Here is a 23,566-nt window from a genome sequence, read left to right as displayed (position 1 = left end):
GCTGCGTGCTTGCACGCAGCGGTTTTTTCAATACTTCGCACGGATTGATTCCAAAGCTTGCTGGACATTAGCATAAAAAGATATTTTCTTTTTTCTGTAGTCAGCCAGATTCACACTGACTTTTGCCATGCTCGGTTCGATTCCTGTAACCATGAGGCGGGCTCCCATCACTTGAAGTATCTGCTGGAGTCGCAAGATGCCGCTGTACATATCATCGTTTACATCCTGAAGACCTTGCAGATCCATGATGAATATTTCCACATCCCGATCATGAACATGGGCTGAAATCCGTTGATAGATGTCTTCCCAGCGTTCTAAGTTGATATTACCGACAAGGGGCAAGATACAAATGTTCTCTGAAATGGGCACAAACGGGGTCGACAGCAAGGAGGCCTGCTGTTTAAATTCCTCTGCCTTCGTCTCTTCGGATTTTCGATCAGAAGCATCTCTTTGAATTCCGACAAAATATAGCTTATCTTCGTTTGGGACATAGATGGGATACATGGATAGCTCATTCCAGAATGGCTTTCCATCATCCAACTTGTAAAACAAACAACAATTATATGGTCAGCTTGAGGGAACTATTGGTAAAATACTAGTGGAATAAAGTGTTTGAAAGTGAGGGGAATATTTATGTATAAACAGGAGCCCATTTTTTTGGAGCCTGCTCTGCAGGAACGAATCTGGGGAGGGACGAAACTGGCAGATGTATTCGGTTATCATTTGCCATCCAATCAAACTGGCGAGGCTTGGGTCATTTCTGCCCATCCGAACGGTCCGAGCAAAATTCGCAATGGTGAACTAGCCGGGAAAACATTGCTGGATGCATGGCAGGACCATCGGGAATTATTCGGGGAACATGAAAATGAGGACTATCCATTGCTTGTAAAGATCCTTGATGCTAAGACCGATTTGTCTGTGCAAGTGCATCCAGCTGATGACTATGCTCAAGAAGTGGAGAAAGAGCCGTATGGAAAAACGGAATGCTGGTATGTAGTGGATGCCGAGCTTGGAGCCGAGATTGTTTTCGGACACCATGCACAAACAAAAGAACAGCTTGAACAGATGATAGATGAAGGAAAGTGGAATCAGCTGCTGCGACGGGTACCAGTGAAGAAAGGTGATTTCGTATATGTTCCGAGTGGTGCAATCCACGCTATCGGAGCTGGTATTGTCATCTTGGAAACCCAGCAAAGCTCGGATATCACGTACCGCGTGTATGACTATGACCGTAAAGATGATCAAGGGAATGAACGTGAGCTGCATTTGGATGCTGCCAAGGCAGTGTCGACTGTTCCACATGAAACAACCGAAACAAGGGAAGCTCCTGTGCAGCTAGGAGCAAAAACAGAACAGAAACTTGTCGAAAGCGAGTATTTCACCGTTTATCATTGGCAAATAGCAGGAGAAGCTGAATTAGAAACACCGGACTCATTTCTTCAAGTAAGTATCATTGAAGGAAGCGGTGAGGTCGTAATTGAAGATCGATCTTACCAGCTGAATAAAGGTGATCATTTCGTGCTTCCGGTTCACATCAAAAAATTCACATGGAAAGGTCAGCTTGAGGCGATAGTTTCCCATGTATGAGAGCAAGATGACATGCACTTTTTTCGATAGCTTTCGTCTATTTCCTGGGAAATACTTGGTGAATTGCTGCAAAGTTTTTCCTTCCCTATGCTATAATTGGGGCACAGTTCAAAGAGACAGGAAAGGTGAGCTATGAAACGATTAGCAGCAATGTTGTTTGTGGTTGGTATGGTATTCCTGCTTTCCGCTTGTTCGGATGATCAGTCAGCGAAAGATGGACTTGATCAGTTTGTCGACAATTGGAATGCCCAGGATTTCGATAAAATGTATGATCAGCTGACCGAGGAATCGCAAAAAGAAATTTCCAAGGAAGATTTCACCAAACGGTACACAGATATCTATGATCAGGCTGGAGTATCTGATTTGAAGGTCACGGCAGGTGATGTGTCTGAGGAGGATGAAAAATCAAATGCGGATACCCAACAGCTGCCTTTGTCTGTCAGCATGCAGACAGTTGCCGGAAAAGTGGAGTTTGACAAGCAAGCGGAACTTGTAAAAGTCGATGAAGAAGATGGTGCGACTTGGAAGGTGAACTGGGATCCTTCCTATATCTTTGCTGAACTTAATGACAATGAAAGCGTCCGTATAACTTCAGTGGAGCCGGAACGCGGCCGGATATTGGATGCGAATGGGGAAGAACTGGCATTCAATGCAACTGTTCCGTCCGTCGGAATCGTTCCAGGTCAATTGGAAGCAGACGGGACGAGCCGGGATGAGACACTGGATCAAGTGGCGGAGAAGCTTGACGTTGATAGGGAAGAAATCGACGCTCTGCTGGAGCAGAGCTGGGTGACGGATGAAGTGAATGTCCCGATAAAAACATTGCGCCCCGATCAGCGTGACTTGGCTGATGAGGTCGGTCAACTTCCCGGTGTTCAAATCACGGACACTAGTTCAAGATTCTATCCGCATGGGGAAGCGGCAGCACATTTGACTGGTTATGTGAAAAAAGTAGATGCAGAGTTCCTTGAGGAGGATGACAATGCTTCCAATTATGATGCTGACTCCTACGTTGGCTCAACAGGATTGGAATCTGTCTATGAGGATCAGCTTCGAGGTACTATCGGATGGAAGATCTATACGGTTTCCGAAACAAGCGATGAACAAGAAGTGATTGCCGAGACCGAAGTGAAAAATGGAGAAGATGTCGAGACGACGATCGATATCAATATGCAAGAGAAGATTTATGATCAGCTGAAGGATGATAGCGGAGCATCCGTTGCCCTGGATCCGAAAACTGGAGCTACTTTGGCATTGGTGAGCGCACCATCCTATGATCCGAATAACTTCATTTTCGGTTGGGATGACGAGGAATATGAAAAACTTTCCAATGATGAAAACAGCCCGTTCTCAGCTAAGTTCAATAAAGCTTATGCCCCGGGTTCGACCATCAAGCCGCTTACAGCTGCTGTAGGACTGGATAATGGCGTCATCACTCCAGACGAGAAGAAGCATATCGAGGGACTGAAATGGGACAATGATGGCAAGTTCGGTAATTACAGTGTGACACGTGTATCGGACCGCTTATCGGATGTCGACTTGAAGGATGCATTGATTACGTCTGATAACATTTACTTTGCGATGACTGCAGTGGATACAGGAGCGGAAAACTTTGAGGCAGGCCTGAAATCTTTCGGCTTTGGTGAAGAGTTGGATTATGAGTTTCCGACGGCAGCATCGTCCATCTCTAATGATGGTTTGGATAATGAGACACTCCTTGCTGATTCCGGCTATGGCCAAGGACAGGTGCTTATGTCTCCGCTTCATTTGGCAGCAGCTTATACACCTTTCGTCAACGATGGCAACTTGATTAAGCCGACTTTGCTCAAGTCTAAAGCGCAGGAGTCTGTCGTATGGAATGAGGGTGTCCTGCCTAAAGAAGGTGCTGATGCAATCACAGAAGGGCTTCGCGGTGTTGTAGAAGATGAACGTGGATCAGCACATAATCCGGTAGTGGATGGTCTGACACTGGCAGGTAAAACTGGCACGGCAGAATTGAAGCAAAGCCAGGATGATGAGAATGGTACTGAAAATGGCTGGTTTGTTGCTTATGATTACGATAATCAGGATTTGCTGATCAGCATGATGGTAGAAGGCGTCCAGGATAAGGGCGGCAGCCATTATACCGTTGAAAAAGTAAAAAATGTATTCAAATGAGGCAAAGCGTGCGGGTATTCCGTGCGCTTTTTCCATATTGGAAAAATAAGCTATAATAGCAAGATGAACGGGTATAGAGAACGAGAAATGGAAGGAGAGACGGATTATGGAAGAGAAACGATATTCGCCATCTGGCACGTTAGCACTGGGCATTGTGACGATGTTTATCCCAGTGATCGGAATCATATCAGGTATTCTGGCAATCATATTTGCCAATAAGAGTCTCAAAGTAACAGAGGACACAGAAGCGATAAAGGCATTGTATCTCGGCGGAAGGGTATGTGCGATAATTGGGTTGTGCTACCAGGGATTGATGGTCATTTATATCATTTTTATATTCACAATAGCATTATCACCATTGTTTTATTAATAAAAACAGCCTCGGACTCAGTCCGGGGCTGTTTCATGTTCAGGCGTTGTCAAATCGACATCCTCCAGTTTATGCACTTTTGTTTTATATTTCACCTTATAAATAATCCAGCAAAGCAAAAAGATCGGGATGCCGATATAGGAGGCGACAAAACTGCCGATATCAAAGCCGTCTTCCGTAAAGGATGATACACTCTGTCCGACTACCACTGTGATGCTCAATATAAGCGCGAACAACGGAGCGAAGGGGTAGAATTTCGCCGTGTATGGCAAATCCTTGATATCATAGCCCTGCGCTATATACGCTTTACGGAAACGATAATGACTGATAGCAATTCCGATCCAAATGATGAATCCTGTCATACCAGCCACGTTCAACAGCCATGTGTAGACGATACCGTTACCGAAGAAGGATGTGAGAAAGGCCGCACAGCCAACTGCTGCAGTACCGATCAAAGCATTGACAGGTACTCCGTTCTTATTCAATTTGCCAAGGAAGCGTGGGGCTTTTCCTTCTTTCGCCAGATTCCACAGCATCCTGGTGCTCGCATACATACCAGAGTTCCCAGCAGATAAGACTGCTGTCAGGATGACAGCATTCATCACAGATGCAGCAAAAGCAATACCGGCTTTTTCGAAGACAAGTGTGAATGGGCTCAGCTGAACATCTTCGCTCGCCAAGCTCTCTGTTGTATACGGAATGAGCATCCCGATGACGAAGATAGCCAGGATATAGAATAGCAGAATACGCCAGAAAACAGATCGAATCGCTTTTGGTATCGATACTTTCGGATTATCTGCTTCCCCGGCTGCAGCACCAAGCAATTCCGTACCTTGGAAGGAGAAACCGGCTGCCATGAACACACCGATCAAAGCAAGGAAACCGCCGTTGAATGGAGCATCTTTTACGGTAAAATTCGAAAAGCCTGGCGATTCCCCACCTAAAATTCCGACTATCATTAAAAGACCAACAATGATGAATACAATGACTGTAATAACCTTGATCAAGGCAAACCAATATTCAGATTCACCGAAGCCTTTGACAGAAATATAGTTCAATAAGAACATGATGATCAGGCTGATTGCACTCCAGATCCAGGATGGTGTATTCGGGAACCAGAAGTCCATGATCAATGTCACGGCAACCAGTTCAGCTGCGATCGTCGACGCCCAGCTGAACCAATAGTTCCACCCAAGTGCAAAGCCGAGCGATTCATCAACAAATTTCGTTGCGTAAGTACTGAAGCTGCCGGATACAGGCATGAAGGCAGCCATTTCAGCCAGACTGGTCATCAGGAAGAAGACCATGCAGCCGATGAGGGCATAAGCCAGCAGCGCACCGCCAGGACCAGCTTGACTGATTGCACCGCCACTGGCGAGGAATAGACCGGTCCCAATGGTGCCTCCGAGGGAGATCATCCCTAAATGACGAGCTTTGAGCTTCCTTTGTAAGCCTGGCGCTGTGTTGTTTTGTTTGTTGCCCAATTCTTTCACCTCGTCTATAGTATGGCATGTTGTCGTGAACTTAACTAAAAAAGCCGTTTCGGATATCATTGCTCTATCCGAACGGCTTTTTCTATACAACAGCATCATTCTAGAATAAATAAGATATCGCAGCAGGAATATCGATCCCGTGCTCGTTCAAGCAGCTTTTCACCTGTTCATTGGCAGAAGCTGCATATCACTTTCATTGTTCAATGATTGCCTATGCAAATCAATGAGTTCTTATGCAATTGAAAAACATCCCTAACTTTACTATACAGAGCGGGATATTTCAACTGTATTCTAGAATGGATTATTTTGGAGCTTTACGGTGCTTTGTGGCGCACTCGTAGCCATAGCCGATTTCTATTAAGGTAGATTCCTCAAAAGCACCAGCTGTAAACGTAATTCCGAATGGTTCGCCAGCTTCTGTGTACCCAGCCGGTACCGTAATCGAAGGGTATCCGGCCTTGGCAGCGATGTCGCATCCATAATAGCTAGGGAAAATGATCGCATCAAGTTTTGCATCTGCCATGACAGGATCCAGACCTTCCGTGCGGGATTCTCGTATGTCAGCTAAACGATCCTGCAGATATTCTGCTTGTTTAAGCATTCCATCTGTCTTCTCAGCAGCTTCTAGAATATCTTGACCGTGTACGAGTGCGGCTCCTGTGTTGATGCGGTTCCATTCCATTACTTCTTTCAATGTATGAGCTGGAAGGTGCGCTGATACTTTTCGCAAGTATCGGTTCACGCCATGCTTGAATTCATGATACAGCACGCTGGATTCCCTGGTAATTTTCGGAACTTGCACATTGATAAGCTCTGCGCCTTGAGCTCGCAGTACGGTAAAGGCTTTATCCATTAGCTCGCGTTTTTCAGGGGGAAGGCTATCCAATGTGTGCCCATCTATACCAAGACGCTTTCCCTTCAATCCTTCTTTTTGGAGTGATGCTGTATAATCTGGAAGAGCCGGGGCTGATAGAGTGGCAGGATCCTCTTTATCCGTGCCGGCCATCACTTGAAGCAGGATGGCCGCATCTTCTACAGATCTCGTCATTGGCCCAGCTGTATCTTGACTATGAGCAATCGGAATGATACCGCTGCGGGATACAAGTCCCACGGTAGGCTTGATACCGACCAATGAATTGCTGCTGGATGGGCTCAGGATAGAACCACTTGTTTCTGTTCCGATACCTGCTGCGGCCAAATTATTGGCAATGGCAGCACCTGTCCCTGAGCTTGAGCCACCGACATCGAAACTGCCATATGGATTTCGTACTTGACCGCCGCGGGCGCTGAAACCATTTGGCATCGGTTCTGACATGAAGTTGGCCCACTCTGTCATATTGACCTTGCCTAGTATGATGGCGCCAGCTTCGCGCAGTTTTCCAACGATGAAGGCATCCTGTTTCGCGTAATTATCAGCAAGTACGAGGGTTCCAGCGCTTGTGTGCATGCCATCTGCAGTATCTATGTTGTCTTTGATCAAAAGAGGAAGACCATGAAGCGGTCCGCGCAGCTTTTCTGCTTTTCTTTCCCTATCCATTTGACAGGCAAGGAATAATGCATCTGGATTAATCTCCAGGATACTGTTTGTACCGTCTTTGTTAGCTATACGTCCCAGATAAGCTTGAACTAGGTCAAAAGATGAAAGCGTGCCTGATGCTAGTTCAAGCTGTAAGGATGAGAGGGTTGCTTCTTCCAACGGAAAATTATTCATAGACTGGATTCTCCCCTTTTAAATGAGTATGATAAAGAAATCTTCTAAATTTGGACAAGTCAGACATATTCATTGTACTAAATTTTCGGGAGACTTCGATTACTCAGCGACACATAAATATACACAAAAGCAGATCGGTAAGGATATTCAGCTGGTAATAGCTGCGGTTTTGCAGAAGGGTAGGATCATTCCATCTAGCATTGGTCAGACTAGGAGTGCATCTTCGGATAAACCAGGTACTGCCAGCTTTCACGGGGTAAAGGATAATGAATCTTCTTGCTACAAGACCGGTATGATCTGTTATGGAATTACTTTTATTGTTTTTTTTGCACTATGTGATTCATGACGGACGGGATCTTTTCATACAACTGGCTATTCATTTTCGATTTTACGGTTTATCTTTGTGTTCATATGATATAGCATATGGAATAACCCGTACGCTTTCGGGCGTTGTGGTATTCATTATTTTACTATTATCTTTCCATTGACCTGCTTCTGGGGACTGTTGCTTTCGGTCAGGAAAGAAATCATGATCCTGGAAGCAGACGAGAACTAGGAAAGAAATAGTTGGCAAGGGGCATAGACATGGCAAGAAATGATCGATCATCAAGTGAGTTACACAAAGGTTTAAAAAACCGCCATGTGCAGATGATTGCGCTTGGCGGAGCAATAGGAACAGGCTTGTTCTATGGTTCTGCATCCTCAATCGGATTGGCAGGACCGGCAATCGCGCTTGCATATCTGATTGGCGGTATTATGATTTTTTTCATTATGCGAGCGCTCGGTGAGCTGTCTGTAGATACACCGAATTCTGGTTCTATCAGTTATTACGCCTATCAGAATCTTGGTGATTTCTTTGGATTCTTCTCAGGCTGGAATTATTGGTTCAATTATGTGGCAGTAAGCATGGCAGAATTGACGGTTGTCGGCATCTATGTCCAATATTGGTTCCCAAGCATTCCGACTTGGGTGACAGCATTTGGCTTCCTTATCTTGATTACCTGCATCAATCTACTGAGTGTCAAATTGTATGGTGAGTTCGAGTTCTACTTTGCTATCATCAAAGTTGTCGCAATTATCGGGATGATCATCCTCGGATTAGTTATCATATTCACTGGTATCGGGAATGATGGCGTTCCGACTGGTTTCTCCAACTTGTTTGATGAGGGAGGCTTCATGCCAAATGGTTTAACAGGTGTAGTCTTGTCACTGGTGCTTGTCATGTTCAGTTTTGGCGGGGTCGAATTGGTCGGTATTACGGCCGGAGAAGTGGATACACCGAAGAAGACGATACCAAAGGCAATCAACCAGGTTGTCTATCGGATCTTGATTTTCTACGTTGGAGCTCTGCTTGTCATCATGTCCGTTTTCCCTTGGAATCAAATCGACGGTCAAAGCAGTCCATTCGTGCAAATATTTGACGGCGTCGGTATTCCGGCTGCTGCAGGTATATTGAATGTTGTCGTCCTTACTGCCGCGGTTTCTGCGCATAACAGCAGTCTTTACAGTAATGGACGGATGTTGCATTCCTTGGCCAAGCAAGGGAATGCACCGAAGTTCTTAGACAAAGTCGGCAAACGGACAGGTGCTCCGGTAGCAGCGATTCTTGTATCCTCAGGAGTGGCAGCGATAGCTGTAATCGTAAACTTCCTGTTTCCCGAAAAAGTGTTCAGCTATCTGATGGCGATTGCAACGATTGCAGTTGTCATCAACTGGATGATGATCGTTATCATCCATCTAGCTTTCCGGAAACGTATCGGGAAAGAAGCAGCAAGTAAACTCTCTTTCAAACTGCCGCTTTATCCGATATCCAATTATCTTGTCTTGTTATTCCTGATTGCAGTAATCGTCATTATGGGGTTCATCCCGGATTACCGTCTGGCGCTTATCATCTTGCCGATATGGGTGATAATCCTTTCAGTCGGTTATAAGCTGAAGCGGAAATGAAAAAATGCGTATCCTGGCTGGGATACGCATTTTTTATTTTAGACGTGCTGCAGCAAACGGAAGCTGCCGTTGGACAGCTGTATGTTTATGTCTGATTGAGCTGCGATTTGCGGGTCATGGGTGACCATGATCACGCATTTGTTCTCTTGGTGGGCAAGATCGATGAAGAGCTTCACGATTTCTTTGGATGTCTTGTCATCCAGGTTACCGGTTGGCTCATCCGCCACAATCAAATCAGTGTCGCAGCAGAAAGCCCGGGTAATGGCCACACGCTGCTGCTGCCCTCCGCTGAGTGTGAGGACACGCTGCTTGGCATGCTCCTCGGAGATGCCGACTTTAGCCAGCATCTTTAAGATGTAGTCTTCCTGGTTTTCCGCTTTTTTACCTGTGATGGCCATGGCTGATGCAATGTTTTGATAGGCTGTCATATAAGGAATCAAGTTATATGATTGGAAGATAATAGAGACATAATCATGGCGGAATTTGCCAAGCCCCATTTTACGAATTGATTTCCCGTCATATTCGATGTCACCTTCCTTCGGCTTGTCCAGCCCTCCTGCCAAAGACAGGAATGTGGTTTTGCCCGATCCGGATGTACCGGTGATCGTATAGAATATATTTTTATGAAAATCGATATTCACATTTTGAAATAATGCATTTTCTTTATTCGTGTACCAGTAGCCAACATTTTTGAATGCCAATAATGGTGCCGTCATATATACCCCTGCTTTCTATTCTTGTTTCGTCAAAATATTTTTCGGCTGCAATCGTAAGATCGAAATCGATGGGATGAGTGCTGCAATGATTGCCACTGCCAATCCGATACCGCCTAGTATCAAGATATTTTCCCATGTCACGTTGATATTCAGACTGCTGATTGCTTCACTTGGCTGGCTGAATGCATCCGAGACAGCTTGTCCCGGGCCGCTTCCCATCGGACTGCCACCGCCGCCAGGTCCTTGCTGCATGGATGTAGTTGCCGTTTCGGCAGAAGCAGTTGTTTGCTGATCCAATAGCTGATTTCCTAGTACGTTCGCAATCGGATTTCCGAAAAGGGAAGACAATCCTACGGCAACAATGGCAATTACCACAATCTCTGTAATGAACTGACCCGCAAGCTTCCATTTCTTCTCTCCGATCGCCATCAAAACGCCCATTTCATATTTACGTTCACGGATGGAAAGCATAACGATCAATGCAAGAATGATCGCACCAGCAATCGTCACAAGATAGACGATGTTCTTCGCGAAGGAAGCGACGTTTTCGATTGGTCCAACCATTTGCTGATAAAGGTCATCATTTGCGTCCAGTTCATACACGTCGAAATCGACGTCCGTTTTCTTAGCCGCGGCAAGGAATGCATCGATATTTTCTGCATCATCCATTTGGTATGTCACGGACTCGACCGTATCCGTGTAGTCCTCGCCTTTAAGCGTGTTAGCTGCTGTATACGAAATATAAATCGAGTTATATGGATTCAGGAAGGAGAAGTTCATGGCCTGGTCGCTTCCTGCAGAACTAGTTTCGTAAATACCGACGATTTCTAATTCTTGCGTTGTATCTTCATCATTGGATGAGCTGATGGTGATGGTGTCTCCGACAGCCAAATCATTTTCCTCTGCAAGGGTCTGTTCGATGACGGCAACGTTGCTGCCAGCATCTGATTCTTCAATACCGCGGCCATCTACGATTTCCGCTTCGCCATCACGGAAGCTTTCTGCTTCTTCACTAGTCAGCGTACCGTTCACAGTAAGGTCAGCTTGCACCATGCCGCCCCGGCCTTGATCACCGAAAGGAGCCTGTGCATTTTCTGATTCACTGCTGTCATCTGTGGATGTACTGCTTTCGATGATATCGAAGTCTTCCGCATTGGCAGATGCGGAAACGGTATAGTTGTAGCTTTTTACATGATCTAAAGCTGCAATGGACTCTGCATCATCCAGACTGATTGGCGTGCTGGTGAACTGCGGCGGACCGTCTGATTCGCTTTGCTCACTTTGCTGTTTTTCCATGGCAGCTTCCCTGTCGACTTGGAGTGTGACAGATCCGCCCAGTTCCTGTCTTGCCAATTCACTGGATGCTTTGGCAGCCGATTGAATCGTAAGTCCCGATAGGACAAATACACATATGACGGTGAAGATCACCAGTTGTAATAAGGTCTTTCCTTTTTTGGCCTTCATACTCCAGAAAGCACGTTTCAAGAAATTCATCTTGCCATCTCCTTTACCTTTTCGGGGCATGCTATAATGCCTCTGAGCCACACCCGCTTTGGCTAATTGCTAGTATGCAGCCATGTGCTGAAGTCCACTTGAAAGCTAGCTGAAGATTTACTGAAAATGAAAAAATCGGGAGTCTTCAGCTGGTTTTCAGATAAATATTCCATAATAAAGAAAAAAGAAAGAATGGATGACAGAATGAAAAATATCAAAGTATTGATCGTCGATGATGAGCAGACTATCACGCAGTTCTTGATGCTAGGTTTACAAAATGAAGGCTATATCGTCGAAACTGCTTCAGACGGCATGCAAGGAATCGCCAAAGCAGATCAGTTTGAGCCTCATATCATCATATTGGATGTGATGATGCCAGGTATGGATGGTTTTGAGGTGTGCCGGATGCTGAAAAAGAAAGGGCGGAAGCTGTCAATCATTATGTTGACTGCACGGGATCAGGTAGATGATCGAATCAGAGGTCTGAATGATGGGGCGGATGATTATCTGGTCAAACCTTTCAGTTTCGAAGAGCTGCTGGCCAGAATGCAGGCACGCCTTCGGAACCAGTTTCCGGAATTGGGTGATTCCATCCAAGCGGGTCCTTTACGAATTGATGACCGCCGCAAGGAAATCTATTTGGAAAAAGAACTGCTGCAGCTCTCTCCGACGGAATATGAACTTTTGAAATACCTTGCCATGAATCAAGGGATTGTGCTCAGCAAGGCACTGATCCTCGATAAAGTGTGGGGATATGGATTCAATGGGGAGGAGAATATCGTCGAAGTGTATATCCGCTCATTACGGGAAAAACTCCACGATAAAGACAGGCAGCTCATCCGAACAATCAGGGGGGCAGGCTACCGCCTGGATGTTAAATGAAGCGATTAAGCCGATTGAGACCGAGAACCTTAAATAAACAGATTGTATCTTTATCTTGTTTCATTCTAGCTATCATCCTTGTTGTTGTCGGTATCCTGCAATACTTTCTGATGAAGGATTTCTTATATCAGAATGAAGCAGATGCCATGCAATCCCAGCTGCATTCGCTGCCGCCGGCACTGCTTGAACCGGATGATGATATGCATCAGCCATTCCTGTTCGATCGCTCCCTGGCCAGAATCGATACATCGGGAAACTACACGGACTTATCAGAGGAAAATGGATTAGCCAGTCCCCGTTTGGATCTGGAGGAGCTACGACGCCACATAAATGGCAGAGAGGGCAAATCGGCTCAATATGTCGTGACAGAGGATGAAGACGGCAATGAGCAGCTGGTTGTCATCGTTGCTGATAGAGGGTTCGGGGAGCTAAATGGGTATTTGCAGGCTGGCACCGAAACAGCAGCGATCAATGATGTCATCAAAGGGCAGCTGCAGGTATTTTTCATCCTGGCTATTGTGGCATTGATTGCTGGTATCCTGCTCTACACACGGGTGATCAAAAAGGCACTTGATCCGCTGCACAGAATCATCCGGAAAGTAGAGCGAACCAGTGCGGAGAATTTGTCCGAGCGTATGAAAGAAGAGACAGAGCAGATAGAAATCAAACGTCTGACAGATGCTTTCAATCAAATGGTGGAAAGGATCGATACCTCCTTTAAGTCGGAACGTGAAGCCAAGGAGCAAATGCAGCAGTTCATCGCGGACGCCTCGCATGAACTGCGGACCCCGCTCACCTCCATCCATGGCTTTCTGGAGGTATTGCTGAGAGGAGCAGCGGATAAACCGGAACAGTTGTATCCGGCTCTTGAGAGCATGCTCAAGGAATCGACCCGTATCAAGAAGCTGGTAGAAGATCTATTATTACTCACTAAGCTTGACCAGGACGAGGATATACAGCTGCGAGAACTGGAAGTAAGTTCTGTCATAGAGGAAATGAAGCCGCACTTTAATATGCTTGCCGGTATTAGGAAAGTACGGTTTGCAGCCGATAAGCATCTGATTGTGGCTGCAGATAAAGACAAATTGAAACAAGTGCTGTTGAATCTATTTTATAATGCAGTCCAGCATACAGACTCAGAACATGGGGAAATAGATATAAGTCTCGGTAAGACGGACCGATCGGCTGAAATCACCATCAAAGATAATGGATCTGGTATACCAATCACGCATCTTCCATATGTATTTGACCGTTTCTACCGCAGTGACAGCTCTCGTACGCGCAAGCAAGGCGGTGCCGGGCTGGGCCTTTCCATCAGCCATTCGATCGTCAAAGCGCACCATGGTTCGATAGAAGTGGATAGTGAGGAAGGAAAAGGTACTGTATTCCGGGTGCTGATACCAAAAAAAGGAACCCTCAAATGATGATGGGTTCCTTCTTTTTCCTTAGTCTTCGCGGGAGATTTCAATCTTACCGACTGAACCATCTTTGCTGTCGGCTTTGACCTCGAACTCAATTCCGTATTCTGGAACTTTGCGCCCGGCATCTGGAAGTGCTTTGTTCAAGTAATTGTTATCATCCTCGAATTCATCGTAGTTCTTCGTGTGGTTATCTTTCAATGTCAGGCCATTTGTTGCTCGGTAATCGAGGAACATCTTCTCGGACTTGTCTTTGCTGAAAGCAGCGTCGTGGATTTGGTAACGCGTGGACGCAACGGATTTATCGCTCCAGTACAGCGCCTTCTGATCAGCGTCGACTACGCCCAGGAAGCCTTCGCCTGGATGCGTACCAGTCCAGTTATCGTCAAAGGAGTTATCTACGTACCAAACGAGGAGACCGGTGTTGTAACTCATCAAGCTGTCGCCGCGGCGGATTCGGTCAAGACCGATGTCGACACCGTTATGTGTACGCCATTCGAGCAAGTAGTAGTGCTCGGATGTGGAAACACCTTTATCCTTAGCAAACCCAGCCAGATCAAATATACTCTCGCCCTCAGCATCGTCGGTAAGGACAGAATTGCCCTCAGCAGTCACTTGAATGTCATCCACGTAGAATCCAGCATTCGAAACAGCTACGTCTGTCCAATAGTTCAAGGACAGCTCGATTTCCTGGCCGGCATAGGCACTCAGATCAAAGCTGGCATCCACCCAGCCATCGGATGTACCAGTGATACCATCACCTGGGTTTTGTTCGTTCGGGTTATCCGTTGTCGTGATGGAACCAGGAATGGTTTCTCCATTCACCTTGACAGAAGCATAGTCCCAATCCTGTTCGATGTCATACCACGTTTTGAATGTCAGTTCAGCAGATGTGGCATCAGTCAGATCCACGGTTGCTGTCATGCTGTTATCAAGCTCATTGCCTTTACCGCCAAAGTAAGCATAGGTGCCGCTGGCGGGGTTGGTGACTTCCGTTTCCTTATCTGGCAGGTTCACACGAATCACATCGTTGTTCGTACCTTTTGTCACGGCTTCATCCAATAGCAGCTCGACGCCGTCATCATCCAGATCTTCTGCTTCGATTGTCGTTCCGCTCAGCCAATTGCCGCCATGGGCATTTTGCAAATACTCTTTCGCATAGGCACTGAAACCAGTCGGCTCGGTTCCTGGTACATCACCAGCCCAGCTTCCGCTTGCCATGATGGACCAATAAGCAACAGCTTCCCCCTGACCGGTATAGTTCGTATCATACTCATCGGGCAATCCTAGGTCATGACCGTATTCATGTGCGAATACCCCCATGGCACCGTCTTCCGGTTCGATTGTGTAGTCATAAGCGGCAAGCTGACCGTCAAAGCGGTCACTAGTGGAGCTTCCGCCAGGTACTGCGACAAGTCCGCCAAGATTCCAGCGGTGGGACCAAATGGCATCACTGCCAAGGCTTCCGCCGCCAGCTTCTTCACCGACGCCGGCATGGATGACCATCAAGTGATCGATGATACCATCCGGTTCATTGTAGACACCGTCACCGTCATAGTCATCACGATCCCACTGATCGTATTCGCTCAAGTCGATATTCGGGTCTTCTCCAGCTTTGGTCAGAGCTTCATACACCAATTCCCTCGCTGCAGCATCACTGCCGTCTGGAGCAGGATCATTGGCGCCATAGTAAGCGGCAGGGTGATCTGCCGTGTACCATCCGGCAATTTCGCCATCCACGGTATAGCTTCCGCCGGACTGTGCTTCATAGTACTGTTTCATGGAAGTGAAATTCTGACCATCCGGACCAGTATAGCCATTCTCACCGAAAATCATGTCCTGGTAGTGATCATGTGTGTAATCCTCATACCACATGTCGGTCTCTTCGGGTGTGATGGAGCTGTTTTGGTAATCCGGGAAGTCGATTGCCAGGACAAGCACTTTATCTTCACGTACTTCGCCTTCATACTTCTCTTCCTTCACATTATCGACCTTTTTGTCCTTTTTCTTATCTTTCCCTTTACCTTTGCCTTTTTTCAAGGCTTCTTGCTTCTGGGAATTGTTTGCTGCATTGTCGGCATTGCCGTTTTGTTTGTCGGTGTCACTTACGATTTTCTCATCGATTGCAGCTTCTTCCAGCTCTTCTGGCAGAGGTTGTTTAGCAGCTTCTGCACTTTTTTCTTCCCGTTCCTTAAGATAAGCATTCAATGCTTCCTGCGCTTGCGCTTCGGTAGCATCCTGACTGATCTTGCCTTCTTCCTTAAGCAATTCAATCAATTTATCTTCGTTGGCAATTGCGCTATCGAAAGGTGCACCGCCTTGTGAAGCTTTCGGCGAGTACGTCACGGATGATGCTTCCTCAGTGGACGCTTCCGCTTGGGCTTCCTGCGCTGGCGTGAATGATAATGTAAAAGTGCTGAATCCAATAATGGCTGCCATCGCAGAAGCCATCCATTTATTCTTTTTCAAGCAAGTCACTCTCCCTGTGCTAATAGTTTAAATAGTCGGAAAACAAAAGGTGTATGTAGGTAAAGTTTTCCTTAGAGGGTAGTATAGCTACTAGTCTGCTAGATTTACAATGGTACTTTGGGAGGAAGAAAGATCCAATGTTCCTTGAATTGATGCGGTTTTTGGGAGATATATTCACACAATCCGACAAGGTCGGCAGGAAGTTGGGAAACAGCTTCGTGAAAAATAACACAGATCTATGGAAACTTGTAGAAGGATGTAAGAAGTTGGGAAAGTAAGAAGAGGACATTAAATGAAATAAATATAAGAAAATGAGTAAATAGACCTATCTATTAAACTGGTTTTTTGATCAGGCACCGTATGTGTAACAGACTAGGCATGCAAGTTGCAGCGTATTGGCGCGTATTTCGCTTTGCAATGGTATACGTGATGCAAAGAAAAGGAAGCTGGCAGGCTTCCTTTTGATTAGGTATGCAGGATTTCTTCTTCATAATTAGAGGCTTCGGAACCCCTATGCAGATACAGTTCGAATGTGCCCTCTTGGAAGAATAACGGAAAGACAGTTCGGACGACATCCTGCATCGGCAGTTTCATTGCTTCCGACTTATTGAACCAAGAAGGATTGCCTTCTCTTGAATCCGTCAAAAGCTTACCAGAAAAAGAGTCCGTTAGATAATAGAATATCAAATAACGGGCATTCCGCTCATCATCCACATAATGCTGAACGCCTTTGTACTCGAGATCCCAAACGTCCAGACCCGTCTCTTCTTTCACTTCCCGGACGGCACTTGCAGTGAGACTTTCCGGGAAATCGACCTTTCCGCCTGGCGGGATGAAGCCGCTGAAGTCATCATGCTGACGGTCCAGCAGAAGTACTTGATCTTCGTGATGGACCATCACCATATTAAAGATTTTATGTTCGATCATTTCAGTAGCCTGTTTCGACAGAGGCATTCACGATATACATCATATCGTTCTTATCATTTTTCTCCTCCAAATAGATGGCGCTGGAAGTCAGCATGCCCCCATCGATCACTTCCACTGTCACGGTACCGTATGGAATCCGTGCTCTCACCTGCTCGACATCCAATTTGTCCTTGTCTGCAGGAACGGCCAAGCGGACATTCACCTTCATATTGTGCAAGTCATTTTCCGGCAGGACGCTGGCGATGCCTGGCATGGAATTTGTATGAATGGCATTGACTACCGCACGTACCGCTGCTTTTGTGACATCCTGGCCGTGGACATCGACACCGAAGCCGGTTTGGATGAACATGATTTTTTTCATATAAATCACTCCTGGTTCGTTCTGATATATTTACTGTATCATACTAGGATAAAAGAATTCTATCAGCCATATGGAAAATTTGGTAAACTGGTTGAAAGAAAGGGGATATGCCCATGGGTTATGTAGAGAATCTTCGTAAATATGTCGGCCATCAGCCTGTCATCTTGGTAGGGGCATTATGTCTGCTTCTGAATGAAAAACAGCATATCCTGTTACAAAAGCGAATCCATCCGCCTGAAACATGGGGGTTGCCCGGCGGTCTGATGGAATTGGCGGAATCCGCCGAACAAACCGCTGCCAGGGAAGTCCTCGAGGAAACAGGTCTGACGGTTGAGGATCTACAGCTGGTTGATGTTTATTCCGGTAAAGATAATTTCGCCGTTGCAGCCAATGGTGATGAATTTTACAATGTGACGATCGTGTATCGGACGGATCGGTTTAAGGGAGAGCTGATGCATGATGAAACGGAATCCATAGAACTGGCCTTTTTCCCGCTTGATGGACTGCCGGAAAAGATGATCGGGAGTCACCGTCGTTTTATAAAAGACTTCAGGGAAAAGGAGTAGCTTGGCAGCTACTCCTTTTCTGTCTCTTCCTGTGTCCAGTGTGATATCCATCTGATCGACTTCATCAGGAACCTCAAGTGAAGTGAACCGTATGTACTGCGTTCTCTTAGAGTAATGTCTTGTAAAGCGTCGATCTCAAGCTTGGCTTTCGGACAATCGGGTAGGGTCCTCACCCGAAGTCCACTCTTTGGATTGGTTGGGCAATAGCAGCAAAAGATGGACGTGGAAATATTGCTCTGAAATTAAACGGTTATGGTAGTAATTTCATGGCATCGAGGCAACCGTATAGCCAATGAACACAGAAATGACTGCAAGCAGTATACTCAGTATGGTGGCTAAGCCTAATAGCCGATCACTGTTACCAATGCTTTTACCACTCTGCCGCAATCGTAAAATGAAAATAGCTGCACCGAGTAACACGGAACTTCCCCAAATGATATACCCTGTCTTGGTGAAAAGCTGTTCCCATGCAATCAACCAGATAATGAATATACCGAGATGGATTGAACATATCGTAAAATTGATGGTTCTTCTGGGCGTCATCATATTCATACCTCCATGCCACTATCCTAGCACGCGGAACGATTATACATATATAGAACTTCTTAATGCCCCCTTCCCATCTGAACTGAATTCACACCTCGGGCAGTGGATTGGCGTTCCGTCAGGGAGAAGGAAAGGGCAGCTGCTGTATAAGGTGTTGCGGTCAGCTCCGCATACATGCGGCGGAATGCCTCTGCCCCCATCTGCTTAAGAGGATTGCGTACATGTGTCAGCTCCATCAAGCCGGCTATATCACTTTGGTCGGATTCAAAGCCGACTAACCCCAGCTGATCGGGGACGTGGATTCCCTTTGCTCGTGCTTGGGCTGCCATTCCGGCCGCAACATAATCGCTGGCATGGATCACCGCATCGGGCATCTCTTTGCCGGCTAATAGCTTCTGCAAAGCTTTGCGTCCGTCATCGACTGTGAATGTCTCATCCAGGATCCATTCGGGATGGACGGGAAGGTTGTACTTTTGCAAAATATCCTCGAATGCCTTCTTTCGTTCCAGGCTGTTTCTGCTTACGGCTCTACCTATTGTACAGGCAATGCGGGTATAGCCTTTTTCTATCAAATGCTCCAAGCCAAGCTGGAACCCTTCATAATGATTCATATAAATGGATTGGATTTTTGGATGCTGCAGCGGTTCACAGGTCATGATAGGACCGTATTTCGCATAGGCGGCGACTTTTTCCCAGCCTATCCCGCAGCGCAGGATAATCAGCCCGTCAAGTTTCTTTTGACGCAGCATTTCCAGCGCCTGTAATTCCTGATCTGGTTTCTCGTTCGTTTGGTATAGTAAAGTCTGGTAATGGCAGGAAGTACCTGCTTCGGCAATGCCTTGGACGATTTGCATAAAATAGTGACTGATGGAGGGGGAAACGACGCCGATTGTATTCGTCCTGCCTTTTTTCAGCTGCACGGCATTGCTGTTTTGGATATAGTCCAGCTCATCAATGATTTGCTGAACCTTGCGCCGAGTATCTTCATGGACATGAGGATGTTGATTGAGGACACGTGATACAGTGCTGCGGGAAACGCCAGCCATCTGTGCGATCTGCTTGATATTACTCATGTACATCACCTCTTTGGAAATCGCTTTCTTACCTTTATTTTAGCGGAAAATGAACGTTTTGTAAGCTTTGGGCTGCCCCTTTACAAATTCCTTACGATTTTGCACTTGACCTGGGATGCATTCCAGCAATTAAGCTGTGGTTGTAGATCTAAAACGTAACCATATAGGAGGCTGTAATCATGGGAAAATTGAAGATCGTAACAATCGGCGGCGGGTCAAGCTACACACCAGAAATCGTAGAAGGGTTCATCAAACGCTATGATGAATTGCCAATTACAGAGCTTTGGCTCGTAGATGTGGAAGCAGGGAAAGAAAAGCTTGAAATCGTAGGGAACATGGCAAAACGCATGGTCGAAAAAGCTGGTTTGCCGATCGATGTGCATTTGACATTGGATCGCCGTGAAGCCTTGAAGGATGCAGATTTCGTTACAACACAATTCCGTGTCGGCCTTTTGGATGCACGGGCGAAGGACGAACGGATTCCATTGAAATATAACGTCATCGGACAGGAAACAAACGGACCAGGTGGTTTATTCAAAGGTTTGCGGACAATCCCGGTCATCTTGGATATCTGTAAAGACATGGAGGAGCTTTGCCCGAATGCATGGCTCGTCAACTTCACGAACCCAGCTGGTATGGTAACGGAAGCTGTGCTTCGTTATTCCAATATCAAAAATGTCGTCGGCTTGTGTAATGTGCCGATCATGATGAAGATGCAAGTAGCAGAGCTGCTCGGTGCCGATGGAGATCGTGTGCACATCGACTTTGCTGGACTGAATCACATGGTATTCGGCTTGAATGTATACTTGGACGGGGAAAATGTGACGGACACCGTACTGGATAAAATGACAAGTGCCGATAAAAATGAGATGACGATGAGAAACATCAAGAATCTTGACTGGGAACCTAGCTTTATCAAAGGTCTGAAAGCTATCCCGTGTCCATACCACCGCTATTATTACAAGACCTCGCAAATGCTGGAAGCAGAGCTTGAGGAAGCGGAAAACGAAGGTACTCGTGCCGAGGTTGTGCAAGGTGTCGAACGTGATTTGTTTGAGCTTTATAAGGATCCTAATCTGGCAGAGAAACCTGAACAGCTGTCCAAACGAGGCGGTGCATATTACAGCGATGCAGCATGCAGTCTGATCAACTCCATCTACAATGACAAACGCGATATCCAGACAGTGAACACAATCAATAACGGGGCTATCCAAAGCATTCCAAACGATTCCGCCATCGAAATAAACTGCGTCATTACGAAAGACGGTCCAAAACCAATCGGTATCGGCGATCTGCCAGTTCCTGTACGCGGACTTGTGCAGCAAATCAAATCCTTCGAGCGTGTCGGAGCAGAAGCAGCTGTAACAGGTGATTACAACACTGCGCTGCTTGCGATGACGATCAATCCGCTTGTACCTTCGGATGAAATCGCGAAAAATTTGATGGATGACCTATTGGAAGCGCATAAAGCGCATTTGCCGCAGTTTTTCAATAAAGTAGAAGCATAATGAAGAAGACCCGCGACGCACAAAAGAGAGCAGCGCGGGTCTTTCTTATGTGGAATTCCTCGGTACAAGATATCCCTTCCATAGTAAATGTTTGGGCACATATGAATGACCAGTTAGCTGCAAATCTAATTGCGCAGTAGTCTCTTGTGCCATGGCAGCAATTTCATTATCATAAGTGGTCAGCGGGGGATCGGTAATCCGGGAAATAGGATGGTTATCAAACCCAGTGACTGCGCACTTTTCGGGTACAGAAATTTGGTGCTGCTTAGCAGCATGCAAAATACCTGCCGCAACGAAATCACTCCCAGCAAAAATACCATCTATCAGCGATTGGTTATTACGAAATAACTCGCTTCCTAAACGAATACCATCCTCAATCGTTACCATTGCTTCTATGCGTTTTGCTCCTTCTGCTAAATTTTTCACAGCTAAGGCTTTTAGAAAACCTCTATATCTTGCTTCTTGGGATGGAGAAGTTTGATCGAGGCAGAATAAAAGACGTTTCTTGCCTGTTTGCAGCATATGCATGGTCAATGTGTAGGCGGCACTCTCTTCGTCCAGGCTGCATACGGTTGTATCCATTTCATATTTCTCATTGCAAATAAGTATCGGGCCATTTTCTAGGCAATGGGCTAAAAGGGGAGCTTCCAGTGCTGATGACGTTAGGATTATACCATCCAACTCACGCTGTTTCAGCTTGGCGAATACATCTAGTTCACGCTTTTTATCACCGAATGTTTGAAAGATAACGGGTTTCCATCCTTTTGCTGCACAGGCATTCGATAATGATTGGACGAGTGATGCGAAATAAGGGTGATCGACTTGGGGCGTGATGATGCCTATGGCAGAGGTCTTGCGCTTACGAAATTGAACAGCCAAATTGTTAGGGGTGAATCCGGTTTCCTCGATAGCAGAAAGGACCTTCTGCCGCTTTTGTTCAGACACATAAGGATGCCCGTTCAATACGCGGGAGACAGTACTTTTGGAAACGCCGCATTGCCTTGCGATATCGTTGATGGTACGCATTCAACCAGCTCCTTGGACTTTAAATGTAGCTATATCATAGCATATCTGTTTTTCTTGTTGACTTGGGAACGTTCCCATCTTTTATGGTAGAAAAGGAGGTGGTTGCAGTGTCTGCAAAAAGATGCTTTGCCAATAGCGGTAGTACAAAGTCGCTTATTTGTTTTGATTTCGATGAAACTTATTTTCCTCATGCATGCGGGGATAGGCAGCTGGAGGATTTGCATGGAATGGAACTCTATCTTGATCGGATTGCCAGGCAGTATCATGTGAAAATAGCTTGGGTCACTGGAAGTGATTGTACAGCTCTGGCTGATAAAATGGAGCGTGCACATCTGACGTATATGCCCCACTACATTGCAGCTAATCTGGGAACGGAACTTTACCAGACCACAGCCGATGGAGAGCTCATGGAAATACACGATTGGAGACGGCTTTTACCTGTTCAAGAAGAATTCAATCAACTCGTGGATAGGCTGATTCAAAAGCTTTCTCTGGATGGAACAGCGCTACAGCCACAGACATCGCATGGGCAGAGTGCGTATAAAAAGAACTTCTATTACTTTCCCGATGGAGATGATGTGACCGATGTCATGCACAGATTAAGAAAGGAAGCTGCTGCAGCTAAGATAGGACTGAATGTGAATGCGTGTAATCCACAGGCAGGGGATCCGGACGGGGCATATGATGTTGATTTCATTCCACTGAAAACTGGAAAACGGGCGGCAGTCCAGTTTTTGGCAAATCACTGCAAGGTAGAGCCTGCCCAGATTTATGCTTTTGGAGATAGTGGGAATGACCTTGAAATGCTGCAATATGCAGGAAATGGGTTCCTGGTTGCCAATGCAACAGTGGAGGCAAAGCAGAAGCATAGTCAGATGTGCGAAGCACCTTATGCAGCCGGTATTCAATCAACACTGCAACATTTCTTTTCTTAATGAGTGCTGATATGCGTCCTAAAAGTTGCGTGTCACCTTATCTTTTAGGGCGTAGTTCATTACTAAATGAAATCTTTAAATTAATGTGATGCTTGCTCGTTTTGTTCTCGTTTCATAGCATATATAGCACACAACTGACTGATTAGTATAGCTAGGTAAAGCCAGTTCATGTGTCCATCCAGAACGAGATCATATATAAATTCAGCTGCTGCTAAGATTCCTGCTACATAATGAAAAATCAACCATTTTCTCATTTTGAACACCTCTTGAATTTCCTTTACATAACTACAATACCAAATAACGGGAATATAATCAGGTATTCCAGGCGATCTTTTTTCGATTTTCCTCCCCATCCAAAAATTACAGCTACTATAACACCT

General features: G+C 46.0%; 21 protein-coding genes. 9 read left to right on the top strand and 12 right to left on the bottom strand.

Annotated features, from left to right (window positions below; translation table 11 throughout):
- Positions 1-27 precede the first annotated feature (27 nt).
- Entirely contained in the window at positions 28-504 is a 477-nt protein-coding gene (locus BLQ53_RS05735; protein WP_093726309.1) for an STAS domain-containing protein, read from the bottom strand.
- 129 nt (positions 505-633) lie between these two features.
- Between BLQ53_RS05735 and manA the strand changes: the two genes are divergently transcribed.
- From manA to BLQ53_RS05720, 3 genes are all read left to right on the top strand, one after another.
- Positions 634-1,587, top strand: a complete 954-nt coding sequence (manA, locus tag BLQ53_RS05730; protein ID WP_093726308.1) for a mannose-6-phosphate isomerase, class I — start codon at positions 634-636, stop codon at positions 1,585-1,587.
- Between the two features lie 132 nt (positions 1,588-1,719).
- Entirely contained in the window at positions 1,720-3,744 is a 2,025-nt protein-coding gene (locus BLQ53_RS05725) for a penicillin-binding transpeptidase domain-containing protein (protein WP_093726307.1), read from the top strand.
- A 106-nt stretch (positions 3,745-3,850) separates the two neighbouring features.
- Complete coding sequence (locus tag BLQ53_RS05720; RefSeq protein ID WP_093726306.1) at positions 3,851-4,114, top strand: hypothetical protein; 264 nt, start codon at positions 3,851-3,853, stop codon at positions 4,112-4,114.
- Positions 4,115-4,131: 17 nt separating this feature from the next.
- On the opposite strand, the gene BLQ53_RS05715 is transcribed toward BLQ53_RS05720, so the two are convergent.
- Both BLQ53_RS05715 and BLQ53_RS05710 read right to left on the bottom strand, forming a co-directional pair.
- Entirely contained in the window at positions 4,132-5,667 is a 1,536-nt protein-coding gene (locus BLQ53_RS05715; RefSeq protein WP_093726305.1) for an amino acid permease, read from the bottom strand.
- Positions 5,668-5,908: 241 nt separating this feature from the next.
- A complete protein-coding gene (locus BLQ53_RS05710) occupies positions 5,909-7,318 on the bottom strand; it encodes an amidase family protein (protein ID WP_093726304.1) in 1,410 nt (469 codons plus the stop codon).
- A gap of 585 nt (positions 7,319-7,903) precedes the next feature.
- On the opposite strand from BLQ53_RS05710, the gene BLQ53_RS05700 reads away from it, so the two are divergent.
- The gene (locus BLQ53_RS05700; RefSeq protein ID WP_093726302.1) at positions 7,904-9,265 is read left to right on the top strand and encodes an amino acid permease; all 1,362 of its coding nucleotides are present in this window, start codon (positions 7,904-7,906) and stop codon (positions 9,263-9,265) included.
- A gap of 38 nt (positions 9,266-9,303) precedes the next feature.
- Here BLQ53_RS05700 and BLQ53_RS05695 read toward each other — a convergent pair whose 3' ends face one another.
- Both BLQ53_RS05695 and BLQ53_RS05690 read right to left on the bottom strand, forming a co-directional pair.
- Complete coding sequence (locus tag BLQ53_RS05695; protein WP_093726301.1) at positions 9,304-9,981, bottom strand: ABC transporter ATP-binding protein; 678 nt, start codon at positions 9,979-9,981, stop codon at positions 9,304-9,306.
- Positions 9,982-9,996: 15 nt separating this feature from the next.
- A complete protein-coding gene (locus tag BLQ53_RS05690; protein ID WP_093726300.1) occupies positions 9,997-11,475 on the bottom strand; it encodes an ABC transporter permease in 1,479 nt (492 codons plus the stop codon).
- A gap of 204 nt (positions 11,476-11,679) precedes the next feature.
- On the opposite strand from BLQ53_RS05690, the gene BLQ53_RS05685 reads away from it, so the two are divergent.
- Positions 11,680-12,357: a response regulator transcription factor gene (locus BLQ53_RS05685; protein ID WP_212733356.1), complete on the top strand. Its 678-nt coding sequence runs from the start codon at positions 11,680-11,682 to the stop codon at positions 12,355-12,357.
- Positions 12,358-12,371: 14 nt separating this feature from the next.
- Complete coding sequence (locus BLQ53_RS05680; protein WP_244499265.1) at positions 12,372-13,781, top strand: sensor histidine kinase; 1,410 nt, start codon at positions 12,372-12,374, stop codon at positions 13,779-13,781.
- Between the two features lie 21 nt (positions 13,782-13,802).
- On the opposite strand, the gene BLQ53_RS05675 is transcribed toward BLQ53_RS05680, so the two are convergent.
- The 3 genes from BLQ53_RS05675 to BLQ53_RS05665 all read right to left on the bottom strand — a co-directional run bounded on the left by BLQ53_RS05675 (position 13,803) and on the right by BLQ53_RS05665 (position 17,532).
- Positions 13,803-16,226, bottom strand: a complete 2,424-nt coding sequence (locus BLQ53_RS05675; protein WP_425288284.1) for an immune inhibitor A domain-containing protein — start codon at positions 16,224-16,226, stop codon at positions 13,803-13,805.
- A 483-nt stretch (positions 16,227-16,709) separates the two neighbouring features.
- The gene (locus tag BLQ53_RS05670; RefSeq protein WP_170829588.1) at positions 16,710-17,171 is read right to left on the bottom strand and encodes an 8-oxo-dGTP diphosphatase; all 462 of its coding nucleotides are present in this window, start codon (positions 17,169-17,171) and stop codon (positions 16,710-16,712) included.
- 1 nt (position 17,172) lies between these two features.
- Positions 17,173-17,532, bottom strand: coding sequence for a Lin0512 family protein (locus BLQ53_RS05665; protein WP_093726297.1), 360 nt, complete (start codon positions 17,530-17,532; stop codon positions 17,173-17,175).
- 113 nt (positions 17,533-17,645) lie between these two features.
- On the opposite strand from BLQ53_RS05665, the gene BLQ53_RS05660 reads away from it, so the two are divergent.
- Positions 17,646-18,098, top strand: a complete 453-nt coding sequence (locus tag BLQ53_RS05660; RefSeq protein WP_093726296.1) for an NUDIX hydrolase — start codon at positions 17,646-17,648, stop codon at positions 18,096-18,098.
- A 264-nt stretch (positions 18,099-18,362) separates the two neighbouring features.
- Here BLQ53_RS05660 and BLQ53_RS05655 read toward each other — a convergent pair whose 3' ends face one another.
- Together BLQ53_RS05655 and BLQ53_RS05650 are read right to left on the bottom strand one after the other, a co-directional pair.
- On the bottom strand, positions 18,363-18,641 hold the full coding sequence (locus BLQ53_RS05655; protein ID WP_170829563.1) for a hypothetical protein: 279 nt from the start codon (positions 18,639-18,641) through the stop codon (positions 18,363-18,365).
- A gap of 62 nt (positions 18,642-18,703) precedes the next feature.
- On the bottom strand, positions 18,704-19,717 hold the full coding sequence (locus BLQ53_RS05650; protein WP_093726294.1) for a LacI family DNA-binding transcriptional regulator: 1,014 nt from the start codon (positions 19,715-19,717) through the stop codon (positions 18,704-18,706).
- A gap of 179 nt (positions 19,718-19,896) precedes the next feature.
- On the opposite strand from BLQ53_RS05650, the gene BLQ53_RS05645 reads away from it, so the two are divergent.
- Entirely contained in the window at positions 19,897-21,225 is a 1,329-nt protein-coding gene (locus BLQ53_RS05645; protein WP_093726293.1) for a 6-phospho-beta-glucosidase, read from the top strand.
- 45 nt (positions 21,226-21,270) lie between these two features.
- Here BLQ53_RS05645 and BLQ53_RS05640 read toward each other — a convergent pair whose 3' ends face one another.
- Complete coding sequence (locus BLQ53_RS05640) at positions 21,271-22,251, bottom strand: LacI family DNA-binding transcriptional regulator (protein WP_093726292.1); 981 nt, start codon at positions 22,249-22,251, stop codon at positions 21,271-21,273.
- Between the two features lie 107 nt (positions 22,252-22,358).
- Here BLQ53_RS05640 and BLQ53_RS05635 point away from each other — a divergent pair, with 107 nt between their 5' ends.
- Positions 22,359-23,186, top strand: a complete 828-nt coding sequence (locus tag BLQ53_RS05635) for an HAD-IIB family hydrolase (RefSeq protein WP_170829587.1) — start codon at positions 22,359-22,361, stop codon at positions 23,184-23,186.
- Positions 23,187-23,266: 80 nt separating this feature from the next.
- On the opposite strand, the gene BLQ53_RS18890 is transcribed toward BLQ53_RS05635, so the two are convergent.
- Positions 23,267-23,440, bottom strand: a complete 174-nt coding sequence (locus BLQ53_RS18890; protein WP_170829586.1) for a hypothetical protein — start codon at positions 23,438-23,440, stop codon at positions 23,267-23,269.
- Positions 23,441-23,566 lie beyond the last annotated feature (126 nt).

Origin of the sequence: Terribacillus halophilus, assembly GCF_900101385.1 — a bacterium.
Taxonomy (GTDB): domain Bacteria; phylum Bacillota; class Bacilli; order Bacillales; family Amphibacillaceae; genus Terribacillus; species Terribacillus halophilus.
Note: the sequence above shows the minus strand (reverse complement) of the source record. Positions and strands in the feature narration are given on the sequence as shown.